The sequence below is a fragment of the Borrelia puertoricensis genome (assembly GCF_023035875.1).
Lineage (GTDB): Bacteria > Spirochaetota > Spirochaetia > Borreliales > Borreliaceae > Borrelia > Borrelia puertoricensis.
The window spans coordinates 1-17065 of the sequence record NZ_CP075385.1; the positions used below are offsets into that span (position 1 = coordinate 1).

The following is a 17065-nucleotide window of genomic DNA, read 5'->3' on the forward strand; positions in this document are numbered from 1 at the left end:
ATGAAAGGTACAAAAAAACCTACCAACAAACACCAACACAAATTAATCGTTTTAGTATCTACACTAAATTACATGAACTTAAATCTTAATCAATACACTCAAAGCAACATACTTTATTACTTTAATAATAATATGAAAAAAAATGACCAAAAACCTGTTAAACTTAAAACACTACAAAGTTATCTCTATAAATTAGAAAAAATATTAGGTGTCACAATTAATTATCACAAACATTTAGGTGTTAACATGGGTACTGAAGTTCATTACAAACTTAAATATCCTAAAAAAGAATGTCACCTTATAATCAATAAACACTTTAGAGATAAAAAAGAAGAAAGACATAAAAAACGTGTTAATGCTTATTTTAAAAAGACTTGCACTAAAAATAGCAGTGTAGAAAAATGGGAGTGTATTAATAATACTTATAATAATAAAGAAGAAGATAAAAACAACATAAAATCTATAGAAAAATTACAAGTAGAAAAGTACGCTAAGAAATGCAATTTTAAATCAAATGCTTTCCTCTCTATTTTGAATTTAGAAGCGAACAAGGATTTTAAAATTCAATTATTGAAAGCTATTAAAATAGCTGAAAATGTTGGGTATAAAAGAATAAATGATATTAAACTAAATAACAGTAAACTTGAGAGTAAACAAAAAGAATTAAATAAGATACTAGATGAGATAAAAGCCACTTTAGAGAATGAAGGGTATGACACCAAACAATTAGAAACACAAATACAAAACGTATATGAACAATATAAAAATAAACCACACTTTATCATAGAAAAAGGTAAATACAATGATTTAAAGAAGATAATAGGAAAACTTAAAAAAACAGTTGAATTTGCTAATAAGAACGCAAAAGAAAATGAAGACGACATTAGAAATAACGTATTTAGCATACTTCTTGAACAATTAAGACACAAAGTAGACGTATCGATTTTAGTACCAATATTAAAGAATTATTTAAGCAAACAGAACAAATTAGAATATAGCAAGATATTTAGTAACCATTACTATCATGAGCTTTTAGAGTTAATGGAAGATAATAAAGATAATTTACAATTAGGGGAATCTAAAAAAATTACTAGTTAAGGATTAGTTATGGAGAGTGTATTAGAACGCCTTAAAGAGAAAAAGTTAGAAATTAAGGATGAAGTCAAAAATAGAGGTCTTTTCACAAGAATAGAGAAAATTAATAACAAAACAATATATCATTCAAAGATGATGAATGATATATATGTATTTGGAGTCAATAAGAACCAAAAACATAAATTTTTTATTGCATTTAGAGGGTTATTTAATAGGGAACGAATCAATGAGTTTAATTTATTTTCTATAAAAGGAGATGATAAATTTTTAGGTATTTATTATGGATACAGAAAACCAGTACAAAACATCATAACAAGATATGAAGAGAATGGTGTCATGAAGTCATATACTTTTTCAAAAGTTTATTACATAGAATTTAGATTTAAAAAAGGAAGTGTCTTTTGTTATATTAAGGGAATATCTCGTTTAATTAGGAAAGAAAAATCAGAAACACAGTATAGTCAATTCTTACTTGGATTAATAGTCAATTTAGAAAGACAAGTATATGAATTTTATGGTAAAAAATTACCAGAAGGAGGTTTTATAACCAAATGGATAAAAAAAAACCTAAAATAATTACTATTACAAACATTAAAGGAGGTGTTGGAAAAAGTACGAGCTCAATCATACTTGCAACATTATTGGCTCAAAAATATAAAGTACTGCTAATTGATATGGATACGCAAGCATCAGTTACTAGTTATTATTTTAATGCAATAATAGATCAAAATATATCCATTCCCAATATTAATATACACGAAGTTTTAATAGAAAAAATTGATATTAATAATTCAATAGTTAATATCAATTTTAATTTAGACATAATACCTAGTTATATGAGCTTATATTCTCTTAATGAGAAGTATGAATGTGTTAATTGTAATAGGACTTTTGCATTGGGTGATTTAAAATTGAAAAAACAAATATCTTATTTAAAAGGTATTTATGACTATATAGTTATTGATACTAATCCTTGTTTAGGTTTTACTTTAAGATTAGCTTTAATATCCACTAATTATATAATAGTTCCAATGACAGCTGAGAGATGGACAATTGAAAGTTTTGATTTATTGTCTGCGTACATAAATAAGTATAATTTGAAATTACCTATTTTTTTGATTGTAACTAGATTTAAACACAATCTTACACATAAAGAGTTATTGAAGCAATTAGAAATAATGCCTAATTTTTTAGGCATTGTATCAGAAAGAGAAGATTTAAACAGAAGAATAGCTGAGAGTAGTAATTTTGATTTAGGAAAAGATTATATATGTGAATATCAAAATGCTATGAACGTTTTCTTATCAAAAGTTGAATTTTAACAAATATATAATTGTGCGTTGCAACGCACAATTTGAAAGGAGTCACTATGAGTAAAAAGTTAGATTTGCAAGTTCAAAGACGCAATTTATCTAATGATATTAATGTGCTGGCTGAAGGAAATAATACAAATGCAATACTGAATTCAGTTAATACTTGTACTGTTGTAGATGAACAGAATTCATCACTAGAATATTTCAGGGAATTAAAGCGTAAGTTAATGATTAATTTAAAAGACGAAATACATGCGAAAATAATTACCATGAAGATTTTAAAAGAAATTAATGATAAAGAACTTTATTTGCAAGACGGATATAAAACTTTTTCAGATTTTATATCAGAATTTAACTTGGCTAGAACTCAGGTATATGGGTACATAAGGATGGCTTCGGCTATAAGCGAGGGAGTGCTTAGTGAGGAATATATAATTCAAAATGGGATTCAAAATTCGCTTCTTTTTATAAGAAATACAAATAGTGATACTATTAAAAAGTCAAGACAAAATCCAATCAAGCCATTAAGATTTCAGCTTAAGAATCAAGAAAGTTATGATTTTTATAAGCAAAATGCTAAGTTTACAAGTTTCCTAATGGATGAACTTTTTAAAGACAAAAAGGATTTACTAGAAGAGTTTATGAAAAAATTTAAAAGTTTAAAAGACTAAGTATAAGGAGTATTTATGAATAATTTAGCATATAAGACATATAGAACAGAAGATTTAAAGAATGAGTTCTTAAGTAAGGGATTTACTGAAGAAGCTGTGGATTTCATTTTACTTCATAATGATAATTCTAATTTTGAAGTTTTAAGAGAAAAGATGAATTCATTAGAACAACAGATCATTAATGTAGAGAAAAATTTGCAAAAAGATGTGGAACGTTTAGATTCAAAAATAGACAATGTAGAGAAGAATTTACAAAAGGATATAACCAATTTAAATATTAAAAATGTAGAGAAAGATTTCCTTAAAGAAGTCCAAAATAATAATGCAGTAATATTGGAAAAGCTTGATATGTCAAATAAAGTTTTGTTATAAAAACTTAATGTAAGAAATAGAATGTTAATTATTATTATGGCAGTAGAACTACCAATAGTTATATCTATTGGTATGTCTTTAATAAGTGAATTCTTTATAGGATGAAAAATTTATTATACATAAGTATTGATTTTATTTGCAATTTATTGTACTTTATTTATCGTTAGTAGTGCTATTCATTTAGAACTCCTAATGTTATTGTGTTCGATTCACAAAGGCTTTAGGTCTTGGTTAAAAGTTCTTTTTAAGAATTTTTAATTGAGGCCTAAATTTTTTATGTTCAATTTTAATGATTTGTTGTATTATTTTTTTATAGATTTTTATAAAAATTTTGTTTAAAAATTGACAAAAACAATTTTTTGTTATATTATTTTGTTTATAAAACACAATAGATAAAAGGAGTTAAATATGACAAAAAATCAACATACAAAAACCAAAATGCGCAGAGCAGTTAAGAAACTAGGTAAACAAAAGATAAAAGTAACAGATATAAGAGTAAATAATCAAGCTTTAGTAACTGATGAGAATCAAGCAAGGGTAAACTTTCTAAAATCTCTATACAGTCTACGTATGAATTTAAGTGGTGTTGCTAAGAATCTTAATGGATATGGGTATAAATATCAAAATTTCAATGAGATAATCAGAGAGATAAAGAATGTTATAAAGAGTAACAATTTAGATATTGATTTCCTTCAATGTCCAACATTTAAAGTTGTGGGAAATAATACAATTAATGTTATTACAACAATATTTTACAGTCCAAGTAGTGGCTACTGTGAGTCATTTGATACTCCAATTTACACAGAAGAATTTTCTTCTCTAGGGGCAAAGAATCAAAATACTTTATCTCAACTTGTAGGTTCATGCATAACATATCATAAAAGATATGCTCTTGTAGGATACCTATCAATAGAGAGTGAAGTTGACACTGATGCTAGTTCCTTAGAGCATATTCAAGAAGCTAATGGGAAGCAAGCTAGTAGTGACGAAAATACTAAAAGAGTAACTAAAGGTGAAACAAAACAGCCACTTGTAAGTCACAAATCTGTAACTAGTCTTGATAAGCTGCCTAAACGTATACCCGCTAAGTATCATTATTACAAGAGTTTGTTACAAGCATCTAAGAGAATGCATTCGGTATTAGATAATACACCTTTTGATAGTTTAGAAACAATAGATAAGTTTTTACTGCAATTAAATAATGCTGATGATTCGAGTATACTTGAGTTTTTTGAAACTAAACCAGAGCTTAAGACTATAGATTATTGGAGAGATCTTATAAATAGTTATTTAAAGAGGACAAAGTCTGATCCAGAAGTAATTGAAGGTTTTTCTAAATTTTTAGCCTGCAGAGAGCCAAAATATGGCCAGAGTCCACTTAAATTATTTGGATATATAGCTAGTGATGATAATTTTGGATATCTATGTAATAATTAAGTATAATCTCTATGCTATTTAAAGAGAGGCCTTCAGATAAAAACCTCTCTTTTTTATTTAATTTTGTAATTTTGAATATTTCCTATACACCATTTGGGCAATGGGTTTAGTTATACTGATATATTCTTTAAACAAATTGATGTTAAACATTAAATTATCAATTGTACTCTCAGATTTTAGTGGGGATGCGTCAAAATAAGTAAACTTAGGATACTTTGGGTCATTAACCTTTTTCTTTGTTCTAGTTAAGAATACTTGTAAGTACATAACATAATCAGATAACTTAGCTTCATAGACACTAAGTTCTTTAATAGTGTGTGTTTTAGGTGGTGTTGGTTCTTCAGTTAGTGATGCTATGGATGTACATGAGAGAATAAGTGTTGAGAGGGTCAACTTTATAAATTTGCTCAAATTATGCCTCCTTTAACATTTTGATGTAAGTACTCATTATCTTGTTACGTTTAGCTCTAAGTTGAGATGTGTATTTTGAAAGCTCATCAGAGTCAATAGAATTTTCTATAATTTCAATGTTAATCCTTAGTATCTCCTCAATTTCAGAAAGTAGTTTAATAGCCTCCCTCCCTTCCATTTGGTATATGCTAGCCTCATATAGAGCGTAAAAATAATTAACCACTTTAGTAAAAATATTGACGTAAGTAGCAGTATTTTTCCCGTGATGATTATTTTTAATAATTTCGGTAAAGTTATTTAAAATATCAACACTTAATTTAGCAGTGCTTAATTTCATAAGTCATCTCCTTTATCTGTGTCTCCTTTTTGTGTTTTTATCTTACTAGCTAAAATAGTTAATATGTCTTTAATTGCTGGCTTGAAAATCAGCCCAAGACTTAAGATAAATGCAGCAATAATAACTAGTTTTACTTCATTGATGTTAATTAGTTGAAGTAAAAAATTTAATAAATTATTATCAAGTTCATTCAATTTGTCTCTCCTTTAATTTAATTTGGTAGATACAACTATATATCAATATAGCAAAAACTAAAGTAAAAAATACAAATAAAAAATTATAGCTTCACAAGTAAAGGAGAGCCACTCACATTCTTTTGCATATACCAACCTTCTAAAATATTGGCATCAAAACTTGTACCACCATGTACACTTGAGAGCTTAAATAGGGTTCGTTTTGATGAATAGCTATATTTTATGCTTACTACTTTATTAGATTGTGCAGTTGAATTAGATCTTGCAGTAACTTTTACAATTAAATATATGGGAGTATCATCATATGAACTGTCTGTTTGTATAATAATCTCTTCATGGTTAGATGTGGATGTGGCTCCAAGTTCAAAAATATAACGACCATATTTTAAGCTAGACATGTAAACAGTGTTTCTATAATACTCGTCACTACTATTATAACTAGTTGCTCTTATTGTAGTAGTACTACTTACACTAAAGCTGTTACTAATACCAGTTAGATGTTCTTGTACTGGAATTTTCTTTAAACTAGAGTAGTAAAGTCCTATAAGGTAATGACTTTTGCTTAAATTATCTTCAGGTAAGTTAGATTCAAATTTATTTGTAACTTTACTTATAATACTGTCCATAACACTAGATTCATTATTTTTAAGTTTTTCTATAACTTTACTATATGTATTTGAAATACTACTAGAGTCATCATTTAAAAATTTGGTAAGTACTTGACTATAAACTTGGTTTATAAAGTTGGAGTCACCTAGTAATTCATTAGCAATTAGTGTTTTGATAACTTGTTTGAAATCATTCTTTCGATCGCCATCATCAATAAATATTTTTGTATGTAAGTCCTTATGAAAGTTATCAAGAGTAATGGCATGACAACTAGAAAACCCATCATCTAGAACCAAAAGATTAGTAGGTTCAAGTTTGGTTACTTTATTTAGATTTTTAATCTCAATTGTATCATCGTGTTTTACAACACTCTCTTGTGCTTGAGTTGACATAAAATCTCCTTAAATTATTATCCTTTAAATTCTCTGACGAACTTACCCTCATGGTTTTGTATCTTAAGTACCCTTCCAATAGGAATCAGTTTTTTGATAAATGCATAAATTGAATGCTCATATCCTTTAGGAAGCAGGGTCATAGTCCAAGCTTTTTTAAAGATTTGCCCATTCTCTTTAGTTCTGAATATAATTTTTTTATATGGGGTGTCTTTTGGAGTACTACCTACAATAAATACGATAACATTAGTTTTAATATGACTCTTAAGTTTGATATTAATAACACCAGGTTCTAGGGTAGTAGGCACAATATCAACATTAAGAAAAGCCTTAAATAGTTTTGTAAATGATTCATGTGTTCCAATATGACGCAGAGCAAACAGCACACTATCAATATTTTTAGCAAGTGTGTCAAGTGTTTGGTTGGTTGAGTAAATAATTTGTAGTATATCAGATAACCAAAACGCTATGAATCTTGAATTTAAATGCTCGCTAGCATGAGTATCTTCAAAATTAGCAATAAGATCTTTAATTTCTTTTATGATTTTATTTATAAACACCAGTTCAGTATTTATTATTTTTTCAACTTGGGTGTCTTTAAGAAATGTAGGTATATTTACCATAATCTATCCTTTTTTTTATGAAGAGATATCAATTAGCAAGCGATCAGCATTAAAATCTAGATCTAGAATTTCATTTGCTTGAATTTGAATATTCTCATTTTGCTTGAACTCACTTGTATTAATATCAGTAATTTTTACCTCCAGGTTATCTTTTATAGCAATGGAGATGTCAATGCAATGAACACCTTTAATTTCATTAACAGGAGCAAAGAAATCTTGATATTCAAAACTGATTCCCATATCTGTGTAGTTATTATTTTTAATTCGAGTATAAATTTCTCTAATTTTAGAGTCAATGTTCAAATATATGTGATTTTCAAGATTGACTTTGTATTTACTCTTAAGATATGCGTACTTGCGTTTGCCAATTGATACTTTGTAATCAATTTTTTGGTTTTGGCTATTAATTCCATCTATGAGAATATCGCCTTCAAAAACAGTACCAACAGGACATGTAAGATAAAGTGTCTCCCAAATTAATGCTTTAAGATTAGAGTTTGTAATTTGACTCTTATCTTCACTCATCATCAAGTCATCTAATATTAGGTAAATACTAGCCTTGCCAGCTGTGCTTTTAATATTGACATTACTAATTCCATTAAGATTGAGTAATGCACTCTTTATAGCATCATAGGTAGTACTTTTAATGCTTATATGTTTTTGTATCTCTCTCCAATAAGGAGCATCTGGTTTAAGAAGAGAGAATAATTTGTTAACCTCACCTATAAGTTCATATTCTTTTATTGCAAGTGAGCTTGCAATGATATTGTAAATTGATGTGGGATCATTATTAATTGTAATTCCATACATGTCTTTTAAATATTCACGTTTGGTATTAATTATTTGTTGTATATCCTGTTTTAAAGTTCCAAAGTCAGGATCAAAGAGAATACTCATATGCAAATCTCCATATCTAGGGTGTCGTTTGCAAATTCAAATGTAATGTTTAATTTTTTATTTATAATCGTTGTTTCAATGTTGATAGCGTCAATCTTTAGGTCTTGTATAATATTTGAAAGGTAAGTTTTAATTTGTGTTAAAGAGCTTACCTTAGCAAATCTTAAAGCTAAATCATAATCAAATCCCCAATTAGGAGCATTTTTAATACTACCCTTTGGAGTTTTAAGGAAAATAAATAAACGTTGCTTTTGTTCGTTTATTCCATTAATTAATGCTAAGTCCTCATTAAAGACAGAATTAAATTGATTGTCAATTTGTAAATCCAATGTCTAACCCTCAAGTTAGCAAGTATATTGCTTAATTTAACAAAAACCTATTTAAGTAACATATTTATCTTAGTTGTAATCTTTGTAAGATTACTGTAAAAACTAGGATCAACGACTGATTGTCCAGTAACCCTTAAATTGTATAGACAAGAGACAATTTCTTCTAGTACTGCCTTTAAACTTGTATTATTAGCTTTAATGTCTATTGGGTGTTGTATGTCAATTGCAAAGTCATTAACTTTGATAGTAGCATTTTGCATATTAATAGGCTTTAGAATATAGAAATAGTTTTTATCAAAATAATTATCATCATCCTCATTAAAAAGGTTAATACTACTTTGAAGAAGGATAACACTCTCACCTTCGCTAAGATTAAAGTGCATATTTGATATATTTCGTGTTTTAATCTCTAAATCTGTCTCTCCAGAGAGTAAAACAACACCTTCCTGTGTAGAGGTGTTGAAAGATTTAATTATTCCTAGCCTAGAGATAAAGATGTTTCTGTAAGTCCATAGTTTGATCTCTTCTTGTGTTAGTGCTGAACCTTTCATTTGGCTATTCATTCTGTATATTTCATAATTCAAGTTCATATTTATTTAGCTTCTCCTTTGATATTTAAATAATTAGAGTCATCATAAAGTTTCAAGGTAAGTGAGCACTCACCAGTATTGCTTAAAGCAGCACTAGTCTCTATAATGCTACTCTTAACTTCACTCCCCAGAGAGTCTAGAAATTTGACCCTATCACCAACTTTTAGTTTGTGTGTATACATAATCTTGGCATTCCAATATATAAGTCTTATATTGCGGGTACTTCCGATAGCAATTTCTTGTTGCGGGATAAAGTGAAGACCAAAATCTTCAAGTAGTAAATAATTTGTATGTCCAGCTTCAGGTGTTGCGTTAGTAAAGATATAATTACACTCAACATGCTCAAGTCCTAGAGTTGATTCTTTAATAATTTGTCTTTGATCTTTAGGTATAATATCTGTTCTAACACTTTGAACATACTTTTTAGTTATCTTTTCAATAAACTCAAGAGGAGTATTTGCACAAAAACTCTCATCTATAATTTTTGTTCTATCAGCATAACTCATATTGATTATATGTCTATTAGGAAATGCTATAGAGATGGCATTCTCTACACTCATGCCTTGAAATTGATTTATGTCAAGTTTGCGATTGAAATAATTACTTTTTGTTGACAGATGAACTTCAAGATCAACACTAAAATCACCAGTATCATAATCAGTACTCATAGGAACACCTAAATACCCTGACATAATAAAATCATAATCTCTAGAGTCAGCAAACTTTTTATAAAATATCTTTACAATATCTCCTTCATTTACATTACGAGTAAAATCAAGAGATAAGTTCCAAAGAGTTAGCTTGCTTCTCTTTGCACACACATAATTATTGCTTGAGTAAATATCAGATATTGATATGTCAATGTGTATACCGTCTTGAGTGTCAATTATGATTTTAGGTTTTTCTTCTGATGTGCTAGTTTGACTTAGGTTATAAAATTCGATTTTAAAGTCGTATTTGATAAGCCTGAGATCCATTTTCTTATCCTTTATATACATTAAATGTTTTAAGAACTTCTAATGTGAGACTAATTTCAACCTCATCAAGGTATACTGTGTCTTTAAGGGTAAGAGATGTAATTGCAACTATGCTTCTAAACCCTAGAGTTGGGCTGTAGAGGCTAAATGGAACACTCTCTTGAACTCTGTTAACCAGTTGTTGTTTTGCTAAATTACTAGTATGAGGAAAAATTAACTTTCCAAAAGCCGTACTGGTTGAAAAATTAAGCAGTTCCTTATAAGCACTAGTTAATACAGCATTATTTAGTGTGATAACTTCGCCAGTAAAAGTTGGATTGTAGCTTACATATTCAGCTTTACGTGTATAATAGTCAATTACAGGACGTTTTGAACATGTTGTGGTGTAAGTTGTGCTAATTAGTTCACTTTTAGGTAGAATGAAGAACCCTTGAGGGACATATCCAAGTCCTTTAAAGTCCATCCTTGGACATAAACTTAAGAAATTATATGCCATAAACACAGTAGAGATTTCATTAAATGTTTCTTTAAGAATATTTGTTATTTGTGATGGTGTAAGATTTAAAGGGTCTAGGGTTGCCTTTAGGGGTGCTGTGTCTTTGTATTTATAAGTAAAATCAGTTGTAAATTGTGATATCATATATTTAAGGTGTCCTTATACTTGAATCTTCTTCTGTTTTAAGTTTATCAAGACTCTTACCACCATCTCCGCCTAAAAATTTAGGAAGTATTGCTTTAAGTCTTGCAATTAATGCGTCTAGAGAAAAAATACTTTTAATGCCCTTTATTAAAGGGTCGGTAACATGTGTTTGAAAATTAAACGTTAAAGCCCAATCGAGTATTTTGTTTAAAGAAGTAACTAACGGTTCTAATACCTTGGCAGTAAGTTTTGAACCTGTGTCATTAAGCTTTTCTAAGCTACTTTTAGCCTCTTCGCTCGAGCTTGAGTAAGTAGGAAATTTAAGTGAGTTCCAATCGTTAATTACTTCCTTTAGTTTATGACTTCTGTAATCAAGGGCCTGGCCTGGTGCTAATATGTCATATTCCATTGCAGCTCGTTCATTATATTTACCAGTAAACTCTTTAAATGAGCTCATAATGTCATAAAGAGTACTGCTTTTACCTTGCAAGAATTCTACTACTGCTTTGGTAGCCGAGTTAGTATCATCAACAACCCCAGTAGATTTAAGCTTTGCAGCAAATTCTACTGCCTTTTTAAGATTACTTTCATTGTTTTGACCTAAAAATACAAGTTCTTTTCTAATTATCCCAGCCAAGTTTAGGAAATCTTCTCTCTCTAAATCCCTTTCAAATCCGGAAATTCCTTTAAGCATACCACTTAGTGATTTCTTCTCACCTTCTGTAAATACTTTTGAAGTAATTGAATGTGTTTTACTTAATTTTGCATTGTCTTCTAAAGATTTCTTAGCATAACTAAATATTCCCGAAGCACCACTACTAACAGCATTTCCAAGAGCAGTCCCAGCAGCGATTTTTAAAATACTAGCGCCTTTAAGAATACTATTTTGAACGGTTTTGTTAAGTGCTATTTCTTTGTGCCCTCCACGTTTCAAATTTTCATATTCTAGTCGTCTTAGCTCTTTAGTTGACATTAAGGAATGCTTGAATGCTTTTCGCCTAGCGTTTTCAAATGTGTATCCAAGCTTAATGAGTTTTTTAGTCTCACTGAGTCTAAACTTTTCTACACCCTCCCTTAAACGTTCATATTTGTTTTGTTTGGCCAGTTCACGTTTCTTCTCATATAAATTGTGTTTTAATATATCCTTAGTACTCTTTAGATGTGATCGCTTAGGTTTAATTAAACGTTCTAGTTTAGAAATGTCTCTCTCTAAAGATTTGCGAGTTGATGCGTGATCAAGTACACCTTTAAATTTAATTGTAAATTTTGTTGTGTTCATAATACACCTTTACTAAGGAACATTTCAAATATTTGCTTTTCAAGTTTAAGTTCAGATATTTTGTTAACTTCCATTAAATCTTTATAATTTAGTGTTTTGACGTCATTTAAAGTGCAAACACCCATGATAATTGGAAAGAAATATTTGTTTTGTTTTATCTCTTCAAGTAGCTTAAAATATTCAAGCTTAGTTTCATGTAATACTTGTATATACTCATTACTACTGCTTTTCATAAATTTTAAATACCTTCTATATTTTGATATTTTGTATTATCTCTTCATAATTCCAACTATCATCAATGTAATCAAATTGTATAAAGCCACTAGTATTATTTAGATAATGACTTAAGTAAACTAAATTTGGTCTCTTAAAGTCAGGATCTGATTTGAATGTATCAAACTGAATTGAGTAAAGTATGGCTTGAAGATATTCTTTATAGTAAGTAATGTACTCTCTATTTTCATTTAAGATAAGATAAAATTCATCTAAAAAGCCAGGTTTAATCATTAAATTAGTAATTTCGCTTAAGTATTTAATTTCATTTAGTTTATGTATGCCTTCACTTTGTGAAAATCCTAATATAGAGTCCCACTTGTAAACAGGAAGTACTCTAACTTCAAATGTATGCGTCTTACTTTTAGTTAAAATATTCATTTTGTAACGTGTAATCACAAATCCTCCTTAATTATTAAATTTAATTGTCAACTGTGCATCCAACAGCTCTTATCTCAAAAGTAACTTTTTCAGCTTCAACAGAGTAACTTCTTGAAGGTTCTTCTGCAAAAAATGCAGAGTTAGATATGATTTTGATGTCTTCTAGGTCATTGAATACTAAATCTAACATTCTTTCATTTTTACTTTTGGATATGTTATAAAATTGGTCTTTTGAAAGCTTTGTTAGGAGTTTGTAATCATAAGTACCAATTGAAACCTCAATATTGAATATGAAAACAATGGTTCTAGGGTCTCTAAAGCTAACTACAGGCATTCCTCTATCTTCACTGCTAGCTACCGCTCTTGTTGTAGGTTCACTTGTAAGTTCTAACTTACCGCTTTGAATCTCATGGCCGCCAATAGAGAAAACTATGTTTCTTAAATCATAACATTGTGTCATTTCTTAAGTCTCCTTTAAGCTATTTAAGTAATTTTGTATATCTTGTGCTGTAATGTTTAGAAGAACGGCGTTCATAGAGTAGTTATAAGTAATCTCTAGTGATAAGAAAAGCTTTAGAGCTTGTGTTGGTGATATTTGGATTTTAAGATTAGAGTACGCAACAATTACACCCCTATCAATGAAACGTTTAAGCATACACTCAACAGCCGCACTGTAAGCATTGTCTCGCTTACCTGAGAGTTGCAATTCTGATAATTTACTATTTTGTCTGTTATTAAAATTCCATACTCTAATAAGCTGTGATGTAAGTTCATATTTGATATAATGATAAGTGAAAATTTCATCAATTGGAGCACCTTCAAGTGTGACTCCTTCTTTAAAAGCTTTAACACCATCAAGACCAGTTTCATTAAGCAGTGCATAAAAATTAATATTCGCGTTCCTAAGTTTAGAAATTGTATCATTATCAGTAATAGGCTCCAAGCTGCTAAATTTGAGTCCATAAGGATTAGCAGCTTGAAATATGCTAGCTTCATGTAAGTATTTAGATATAAATCTTAAGTGAAGATGTGCATTACCTTGTGAGTGGATAACAATAATTTTAGATTTAGAATTCGCACCATCTTTAAACAACTCTTTTACTTCAGATTCTTTTGTTGCAAATACAAAAAAGTGCTTATCGTCTTTAAAATGTGTATAATCATCTTTGTAAAGGGTAAGCCCATCATCACCACCACTGTTATTTACGTAAGTGTTTATAAGTACAATAAATGTATATCTATTGTCTTTAAGCTCTGATTTTATTGCTTTTGCTTCAGTGCCTTCTTTATATATGAGTAGTTTAGCTGATTTAAGTCCAGAATCACCTGCTGAGAAGAATGCTTGGATTGCTCCTTTTAAGTATTCCTTCTCTTTACCAAATTCATCATCACTATTACTTCCTTCCTTCTCAAGTACGTCAATCTGTCTCTCAAAGCTATTTATATTTAAGTTTAATATCTTAATCTTAGGCGTTGTGGTGTTAACTTTAATTTTGGAACATTTGTACACAAGTAAAGGCGTGTAGTAATTTACATAATTTATATCTAATTTAGAATGTACCAAATTCACACTAATTGTATCTTGTGGCATTTACTTCTCCTCCTTAATTAGTTGTTCGATTACTTGCACACTAGCTTTAAAAGCTTGATTGCAACAATATGCAGCATTGCTATAATTAGAATCAATTTTAACAAGTCCACTATTTTGCATATTTGTTGTAGGATAAATATAAAAATTAAGTTCAGTTAAGTACCGCTCATCTTCACTTTGCAGCGTTACCTTATGAGTATTCTCATAAAGAAAATCACTAAGTAGACTATAGATTTGAAACATTGTGTAATAAGCATCCTTGTCTTTAGAGCTTATAACCTGACTTAAGATGAATATTTGAAAATTCAGGACAAACTCATTTACATTCTTATAAAATGCACCAGCTCTTGAGCCTAATGTTAAGTCATCCATATTTTCAAATTTAATTGCAATAATGTTTGCACACTCAAGAGTGTATTTAGACATGTATGGATGATTGTATGTATTAATTAAATCTAAATTTAGAGCTAATTTAGAAGTACGTTCTTTAAAATTTTTAAAATATGAGATTAAGCTTTTATGTATGTCTTTTGTACTTAATATCACTCATTTATCCTATAGCTAATAGAATTTATCATCTCTTCAGTATCAACTAGAGTAACTTCTGGATGATGCGAACCTTTATCTCTCTTAAAGTCAATTGTCTTGCTAGATAGTGCGGGTTTTACCTTTTTTGACATGACATAATTTGTGTAATAAGTAATAAATGCTTCTCCTATTGCTTGCATGCCTTTTTTTGGACTTTTAAGAAAACAGGTTCTTATATAAGGTGTATTTATATACTCTCTAAATTCATAAGCCTCAGCTACAGAATAAAGATGTGACCTTATAGGCAATTTGCTACTACCCATCTGATGAAGACTTGCAATTTTAGCATTGCGTTTATCAAACCAACCAATCTCTACTTCCATTCTACTTCCTTCAAAATCATAGTAAGATAGCCAATACTAGAGTCGATACTTAAAATTTCATAAAATGTACTTTGAGCTGAAATTCTATCTTTAAGTTCAAACTCTAGACTAGAGGTAGTATAAAGTTTATGAAGTGACTTAACATCATAAAGATTAATTTCAGGCAAGCTTGCAAGCGTGTCAGCTTTGATACTAAAGAGTACTCCTGTAAACTTGCTAAACTTACCCTTATCATAAGTTATCTCATGAGAATCTAACTCCTCGCACTTAGAGTAATTACCTTTGTGAAGTTTTAAATTCTCTTCATTTTGAAAGTAAGAGATTACTCTTGATGCTAGTCTTGAAAACCCATTTCTAACGTTACTAATCACTTTATAAATCCTATACAACAAGAGGGCATGTTTGTTTGGCTTTTTAGAGCACCAAGCAGCGATTCAAACTGTTTACAAAAACTTAAATTATTATTAGCCTCATTACTAGCAGGATGATATGAAATTTCAAGCTCATTTAGCTTTTCATTTTTAATCCTCTCAAGGCCAAATTCACGTATTACTCCTGCTTGACTTAGCTTGCAACCTATATAGTAACAAAGCAGTAATATCAGACTTGAGGAGCTAAGCATACGAGCATCAATGCTTTCAGTAATTATTATCATCTCAAGTAATTCTGTGTAAGTTTCAAACTGTGTAAATGATAATATGTCTTCATTTAAGTTAAGTAAACTTAAGACTTTACTGTGAAGTGTTTGAAGCTCAGCTAACATCAAATTCTCCTAACTTTGCTTAATATCAACTCTCAAAATAGTATTATCTATTGCTAAGAGACCACCAAGTACAAAATCAAGGTATGAATGTGCAACATCACTTGAATTCTTATCAATTTGTTCATTTAACATTGGCAACATGTACTTACTTGGTTTAAATTTAATAAGATTAGGACTCATTGGATAAATTAGTATCTGATTTTGAAGTAAGTTACTTGTCTGTATATATACTTCTCTTCTATTATTAACAGCCTTTATGGTCTTAATAAGGAAGTCTTCCCATGAATCATTAGAAGAATAGGTGTTAGATGATGAGGACGTATTTGTTATTGCATATGGTTTGATAAGTTTCAAACTGGTTTGTGGATCAACTAATACCATAAATGGTGTTGAGAATTCATCTCCTAGCTCTAATTTTGCAAGTCCTGACTCAATCTTTTCAAATATCTTATCCATTTTATCTTTATTAGTTTGTTCAACTTCTTCTTTAACTTGATTTGGCATATTAAGAAGGCCATACATATTAGGAAGCATGCGTTTTTGATTCTTACCATCTCTCTGGATTGAAACATCACCTGTTAAGATAAACTGGTCAATAAGTTTAATAATTTCATTACTTGCAAGCTTATATGCTTGCTCAAAGGTCAGTAAATTGTTATTTACATCACCCGTATAATCTACTTTAAATGTTTTTTTTAAATGTCTAAACCTGTACTGTAACTTCAGGTAATCAAGCTTGATTGATTCTGATTTAAATCCTATTGTTGCAATAGAATGATTAAATTCATTTACTAACGTTGTTGGATTAGCGTTAAGAAACGCATTACATTTTACTACGTTGATATAATTACAGGAAGTAGCGTTCTCTTCAATTTGTTTACTTGAAAACCACTTATAAAACATTGGTTCTCTTACATCACTCTCTAACCCTACTATTTCTCTATCATTAGATTCGTCATTAAATTCTAACATCAAATTCT

Annotated in this window: 26 protein-coding genes; 6 read left to right on the top strand and 20 right to left on the bottom strand. The window is 29.4% G+C overall.

The window, feature by feature from the left end:
* The 6 genes from bpuSUM_RS05385 to bpuSUM_RS05410 all read left to right on the top strand — a co-directional run bounded on the left by bpuSUM_RS05385 (position 1) and on the right by bpuSUM_RS05410 (position 4888).
* Entirely contained in the window at positions 1 to 1098 is a 1098-nt protein-coding gene (locus tag bpuSUM_RS05385) for a plasmid maintenance protein (RefSeq protein WP_247066825.1), read from the top strand.
* A gap of 9 nt (positions 1099 to 1107) precedes the next feature.
* Positions 1108 to 1671: a DUF226 domain-containing protein gene (locus bpuSUM_RS05390; protein WP_247066828.1), complete on the top strand. Its 564-nt coding sequence runs from the start codon at positions 1108 to 1110 to the stop codon at positions 1669 to 1671.
* Positions 1647 to 2417: a ParA family protein gene (locus tag bpuSUM_RS05395; RefSeq protein WP_247066830.1), complete on the top strand. Its 771-nt coding sequence runs from the start codon at positions 1647 to 1649 to the stop codon at positions 2415 to 2417. The genes bpuSUM_RS05390 and bpuSUM_RS05395 overlap by 25 nt, the downstream gene beginning before the upstream one ends.
* A gap of 47 nt (positions 2418 to 2464) precedes the next feature.
* A complete protein-coding gene (locus bpuSUM_RS05400) occupies positions 2465 to 3079 on the top strand; it encodes a chromosome replication/partitioning protein (protein ID WP_247066832.1) in 615 nt (204 codons plus the stop codon).
* Positions 3080 to 3094: 15 nt separating this feature from the next.
* Positions 3095 to 3451, top strand: coding sequence for a Bdr family repetitive protein (bdr, locus tag bpuSUM_RS05405; protein ID WP_347343295.1), 357 nt, complete (start codon positions 3095 to 3097; stop codon positions 3449 to 3451).
* 408 nt (positions 3452 to 3859) lie between these two features.
* A complete protein-coding gene (locus bpuSUM_RS05410; protein ID WP_247066834.1) occupies positions 3860 to 4888 on the top strand; it encodes an ERF family protein in 1029 nt (342 codons plus the stop codon).
* 57 nt (positions 4889 to 4945) lie between these two features.
* Here the strand turns inward: bpuSUM_RS05410 and bpuSUM_RS05415 are convergent, their stop codons facing one another.
* The 20 genes from bpuSUM_RS05415 to bpuSUM_RS05510 form a co-directional block, all read right to left on the bottom strand.
* The gene (locus bpuSUM_RS05415) at positions 4946 to 5299 is read right to left on the bottom strand and encodes a BBA14 family lipoprotein (RefSeq protein ID WP_247066836.1); all 354 of its coding nucleotides are present in this window, start codon (positions 5297 to 5299) and stop codon (positions 4946 to 4948) included.
* A 1-nt stretch (position 5300) separates the two neighbouring features.
* Positions 5301 to 5636, bottom strand: coding sequence for a BlyB family putative holin accessory protein (locus bpuSUM_RS05420; RefSeq protein WP_247066838.1), 336 nt, complete (start codon positions 5634 to 5636; stop codon positions 5301 to 5303).
* Positions 5633 to 5830: a BlyA family holin gene (locus bpuSUM_RS05425; protein WP_247066841.1), complete on the bottom strand. Its 198-nt coding sequence runs from the start codon at positions 5828 to 5830 to the stop codon at positions 5633 to 5635. Before bpuSUM_RS05425 ends, bpuSUM_RS05420 begins: the two co-directional genes overlap by 4 nt.
* Before the next feature lie 83 nt (positions 5831 to 5913).
* Complete coding sequence (locus tag bpuSUM_RS05430; protein ID WP_247066843.1) at positions 5914 to 6831, bottom strand: DUF685 domain-containing protein; 918 nt, start codon at positions 6829 to 6831, stop codon at positions 5914 to 5916.
* A gap of 17 nt (positions 6832 to 6848) precedes the next feature.
* A complete protein-coding gene (locus tag bpuSUM_RS05435) occupies positions 6849 to 7454 on the bottom strand; it encodes a DUF735 family protein (protein WP_247066845.1) in 606 nt (201 codons plus the stop codon).
* A gap of 15 nt (positions 7455 to 7469) precedes the next feature.
* On the bottom strand, positions 7470 to 8351 hold the full coding sequence (locus tag bpuSUM_RS05440) for a DUF276 domain-containing protein (RefSeq protein ID WP_247066847.1): 882 nt from the start codon (positions 8349 to 8351) through the stop codon (positions 7470 to 7472).
* The gene (locus bpuSUM_RS05445) at positions 8348 to 8680 is read right to left on the bottom strand and encodes a contractile injection system sheath initiator (RefSeq protein WP_247066849.1); all 333 of its coding nucleotides are present in this window, start codon (positions 8678 to 8680) and stop codon (positions 8348 to 8350) included. The genes bpuSUM_RS05440 and bpuSUM_RS05445 overlap by 4 nt, the downstream gene beginning before the upstream one ends.
* 47 nt (positions 8681 to 8727) lie before the next feature.
* The gene (locus tag bpuSUM_RS05450) at positions 8728 to 9270 is read right to left on the bottom strand and encodes a DUF777 family protein (RefSeq protein ID WP_247066851.1); all 543 of its coding nucleotides are present in this window, start codon (positions 9268 to 9270) and stop codon (positions 8728 to 8730) included.
* Positions 9271 to 9272: 2 nt separating this feature from the next.
* Entirely contained in the window at positions 9273 to 10247 is a 975-nt protein-coding gene (locus bpuSUM_RS05455; RefSeq protein WP_247066853.1) for a DUF693 family protein, read from the bottom strand.
* A 4-nt stretch (positions 10248 to 10251) separates the two neighbouring features.
* Positions 10252 to 10887, bottom strand: a complete 636-nt coding sequence (locus bpuSUM_RS05460) for a DUF792 family protein (RefSeq protein ID WP_247066855.1) — start codon at positions 10885 to 10887, stop codon at positions 10252 to 10254.
* A gap of 4 nt (positions 10888 to 10891) precedes the next feature.
* On the bottom strand, positions 10892 to 12166 hold the full coding sequence (locus bpuSUM_RS05465) for a DUF759 family protein (RefSeq protein ID WP_247066857.1): 1275 nt from the start codon (positions 12164 to 12166) through the stop codon (positions 10892 to 10894).
* Positions 12163 to 12399 (bottom strand): DUF1322 family protein, encoded by a 237-nt coding sequence (locus bpuSUM_RS05470; protein ID WP_025407617.1) that lies wholly within the window; start codon positions 12397 to 12399, stop codon positions 12163 to 12165. Before bpuSUM_RS05470 ends, bpuSUM_RS05465 begins: the two co-directional genes overlap by 4 nt.
* Before the next feature lie 16 nt (positions 12400 to 12415).
* A complete protein-coding gene (locus bpuSUM_RS05475) occupies positions 12416 to 12838 on the bottom strand; it encodes a DUF1473 family protein (protein ID WP_247066859.1) in 423 nt (140 codons plus the stop codon).
* A 22-nt stretch (positions 12839 to 12860) separates the two neighbouring features.
* Entirely contained in the window at positions 12861 to 13280 is a 420-nt protein-coding gene (locus bpuSUM_RS05480) for a DUF1463 family protein (protein ID WP_247066861.1), read from the bottom strand.
* A 3-nt stretch (positions 13281 to 13283) separates the two neighbouring features.
* Complete coding sequence (locus bpuSUM_RS05485; protein WP_247066863.1) at positions 13284 to 14411, bottom strand: DUF787 family protein; 1128 nt, start codon at positions 14409 to 14411, stop codon at positions 13284 to 13286.
* A complete protein-coding gene (locus tag bpuSUM_RS05490) occupies positions 14412 to 14957 on the bottom strand; it encodes a DUF764 family protein (protein ID WP_247066865.1) in 546 nt (181 codons plus the stop codon).
* Positions 14954 to 15322: a hypothetical protein gene (locus tag bpuSUM_RS05495; RefSeq protein WP_247066873.1), complete on the bottom strand. Its 369-nt coding sequence runs from the start codon at positions 15320 to 15322 to the stop codon at positions 14954 to 14956. The genes bpuSUM_RS05490 and bpuSUM_RS05495 overlap by 4 nt, the downstream gene beginning before the upstream one ends.
* Positions 15313 to 15693 carry a DUF1506 family protein gene (locus tag bpuSUM_RS05500; protein ID WP_247066782.1) on the bottom strand — a complete coding sequence of 127 codons (381 nt, stop codon included), beginning with the start codon at positions 15691 to 15693 and terminating at the stop codon, positions 15313 to 15315. The genes bpuSUM_RS05495 and bpuSUM_RS05500 overlap by 10 nt, the downstream gene beginning before the upstream one ends.
* A complete protein-coding gene (locus bpuSUM_RS05505; protein WP_247066784.1) occupies positions 15690 to 16085 on the bottom strand; it encodes a DUF3890 domain-containing protein in 396 nt (131 codons plus the stop codon). Before bpuSUM_RS05505 ends, bpuSUM_RS05500 begins: the two co-directional genes overlap by 4 nt.
* Positions 16086 to 16094: 9 nt before the next feature.
* On the bottom strand, positions 16095 to 17057 hold the full coding sequence (locus tag bpuSUM_RS05510; RefSeq protein ID WP_247066786.1) for a hypothetical protein: 963 nt from the start codon (positions 17055 to 17057) through the stop codon (positions 16095 to 16097).
* Positions 17058 to 17065 lie beyond the last annotated feature (8 nt).

Coding starts and splice junctions, on each gene's coding strand:
- bpuSUM_RS05385 (WP_247066825.1), top strand. CDS start 1: ATGAAAGGTACAAAAAAACCTACCAACAAACACCAACACAAATTAATC.
- bpuSUM_RS05390 (WP_247066828.1), top strand. CDS start 1,108: ATGGAGAGTGTATTAGAACGCCTTAAAGAGAAAAAGTTAGAAATTAAG.
- bpuSUM_RS05395 (WP_247066830.1), top strand. CDS start 1,647: ATGGATAAAAAAAAACCTAAAATAATTACTATTACAAACATTAAAGGA.
- bpuSUM_RS05400 (WP_247066832.1), top strand. CDS start 2,465: ATGAGTAAAAAGTTAGATTTGCAAGTTCAAAGACGCAATTTATCTAAT.
- bdr (WP_347343295.1), top strand. CDS start 3,095: ATGAATAATTTAGCATATAAGACATATAGAACAGAAGATTTAAAGAAT.
- bpuSUM_RS05410 (WP_247066834.1), top strand. CDS start 3,860: ATGACAAAAAATCAACATACAAAAACCAAAATGCGCAGAGCAGTTAAG.
- bpuSUM_RS05420 (WP_247066838.1), bottom strand. CDS start 5,636: ATGAAATTAAGCACTGCTAAATTAAGTGTTGATATTTTAAATAACTTT.
- bpuSUM_RS05430 (WP_247066843.1), bottom strand. CDS start 6,831: ATGTCAACTCAAGCACAAGAGAGTGTTGTAAAACACGATGATACAATT.
- bpuSUM_RS05435 (WP_247066845.1), bottom strand. CDS start 7,454: ATGGTAAATATACCTACATTTCTTAAAGACACCCAAGTTGAAAAAATA.
- bpuSUM_RS05440 (WP_247066847.1), bottom strand. CDS start 8,351: ATGAGTATTCTCTTTGATCCTGACTTTGGAACTTTAAAACAGGATATA.
- bpuSUM_RS05450 (WP_247066851.1), bottom strand. CDS start 9,270: ATGAACTTGAATTATGAAATATACAGAATGAATAGCCAAATGAAAGGT.
- bpuSUM_RS05455 (WP_247066853.1), bottom strand. CDS start 10,247: ATGGATCTCAGGCTTATCAAATACGACTTTAAAATCGAATTTTATAAC.
- bpuSUM_RS05460 (WP_247066855.1), bottom strand. CDS start 10,887: ATGATATCACAATTTACAACTGATTTTACTTATAAATACAAAGACACA.
- bpuSUM_RS05465 (WP_247066857.1), bottom strand. CDS start 12,166: ATGAACACAACAAAATTTACAATTAAATTTAAAGGTGTACTTGATCAC.
- bpuSUM_RS05470 (WP_025407617.1), bottom strand. CDS start 12,399: ATGAAAAGCAGTAGTAATGAGTATATACAAGTATTACATGAAACTAAG.
- bpuSUM_RS05480 (WP_247066861.1), bottom strand. CDS start 13,280: ATGACACAATGTTATGATTTAAGAAACATAGTTTTCTCTATTGGCGGC.
- bpuSUM_RS05485 (WP_247066863.1), bottom strand. CDS start 14,411: ATGCCACAAGATACAATTAGTGTGAATTTGGTACATTCTAAATTAGAT.
- bpuSUM_RS05495 (WP_247066873.1), bottom strand. CDS start 15,322: ATGGAAGTAGAGATTGGTTGGTTTGATAAACGCAATGCTAAAATTGCA.
- bpuSUM_RS05505 (WP_247066784.1), bottom strand. CDS start 16,085: ATGTTAGCTGAGCTTCAAACACTTCACAGTAAAGTCTTAAGTTTACTT.
- bpuSUM_RS05510 (WP_247066786.1), bottom strand. CDS start 17,057: ATGTTAGAATTTAATGACGAATCTAATGATAGAGAAATAGTAGGGTTA.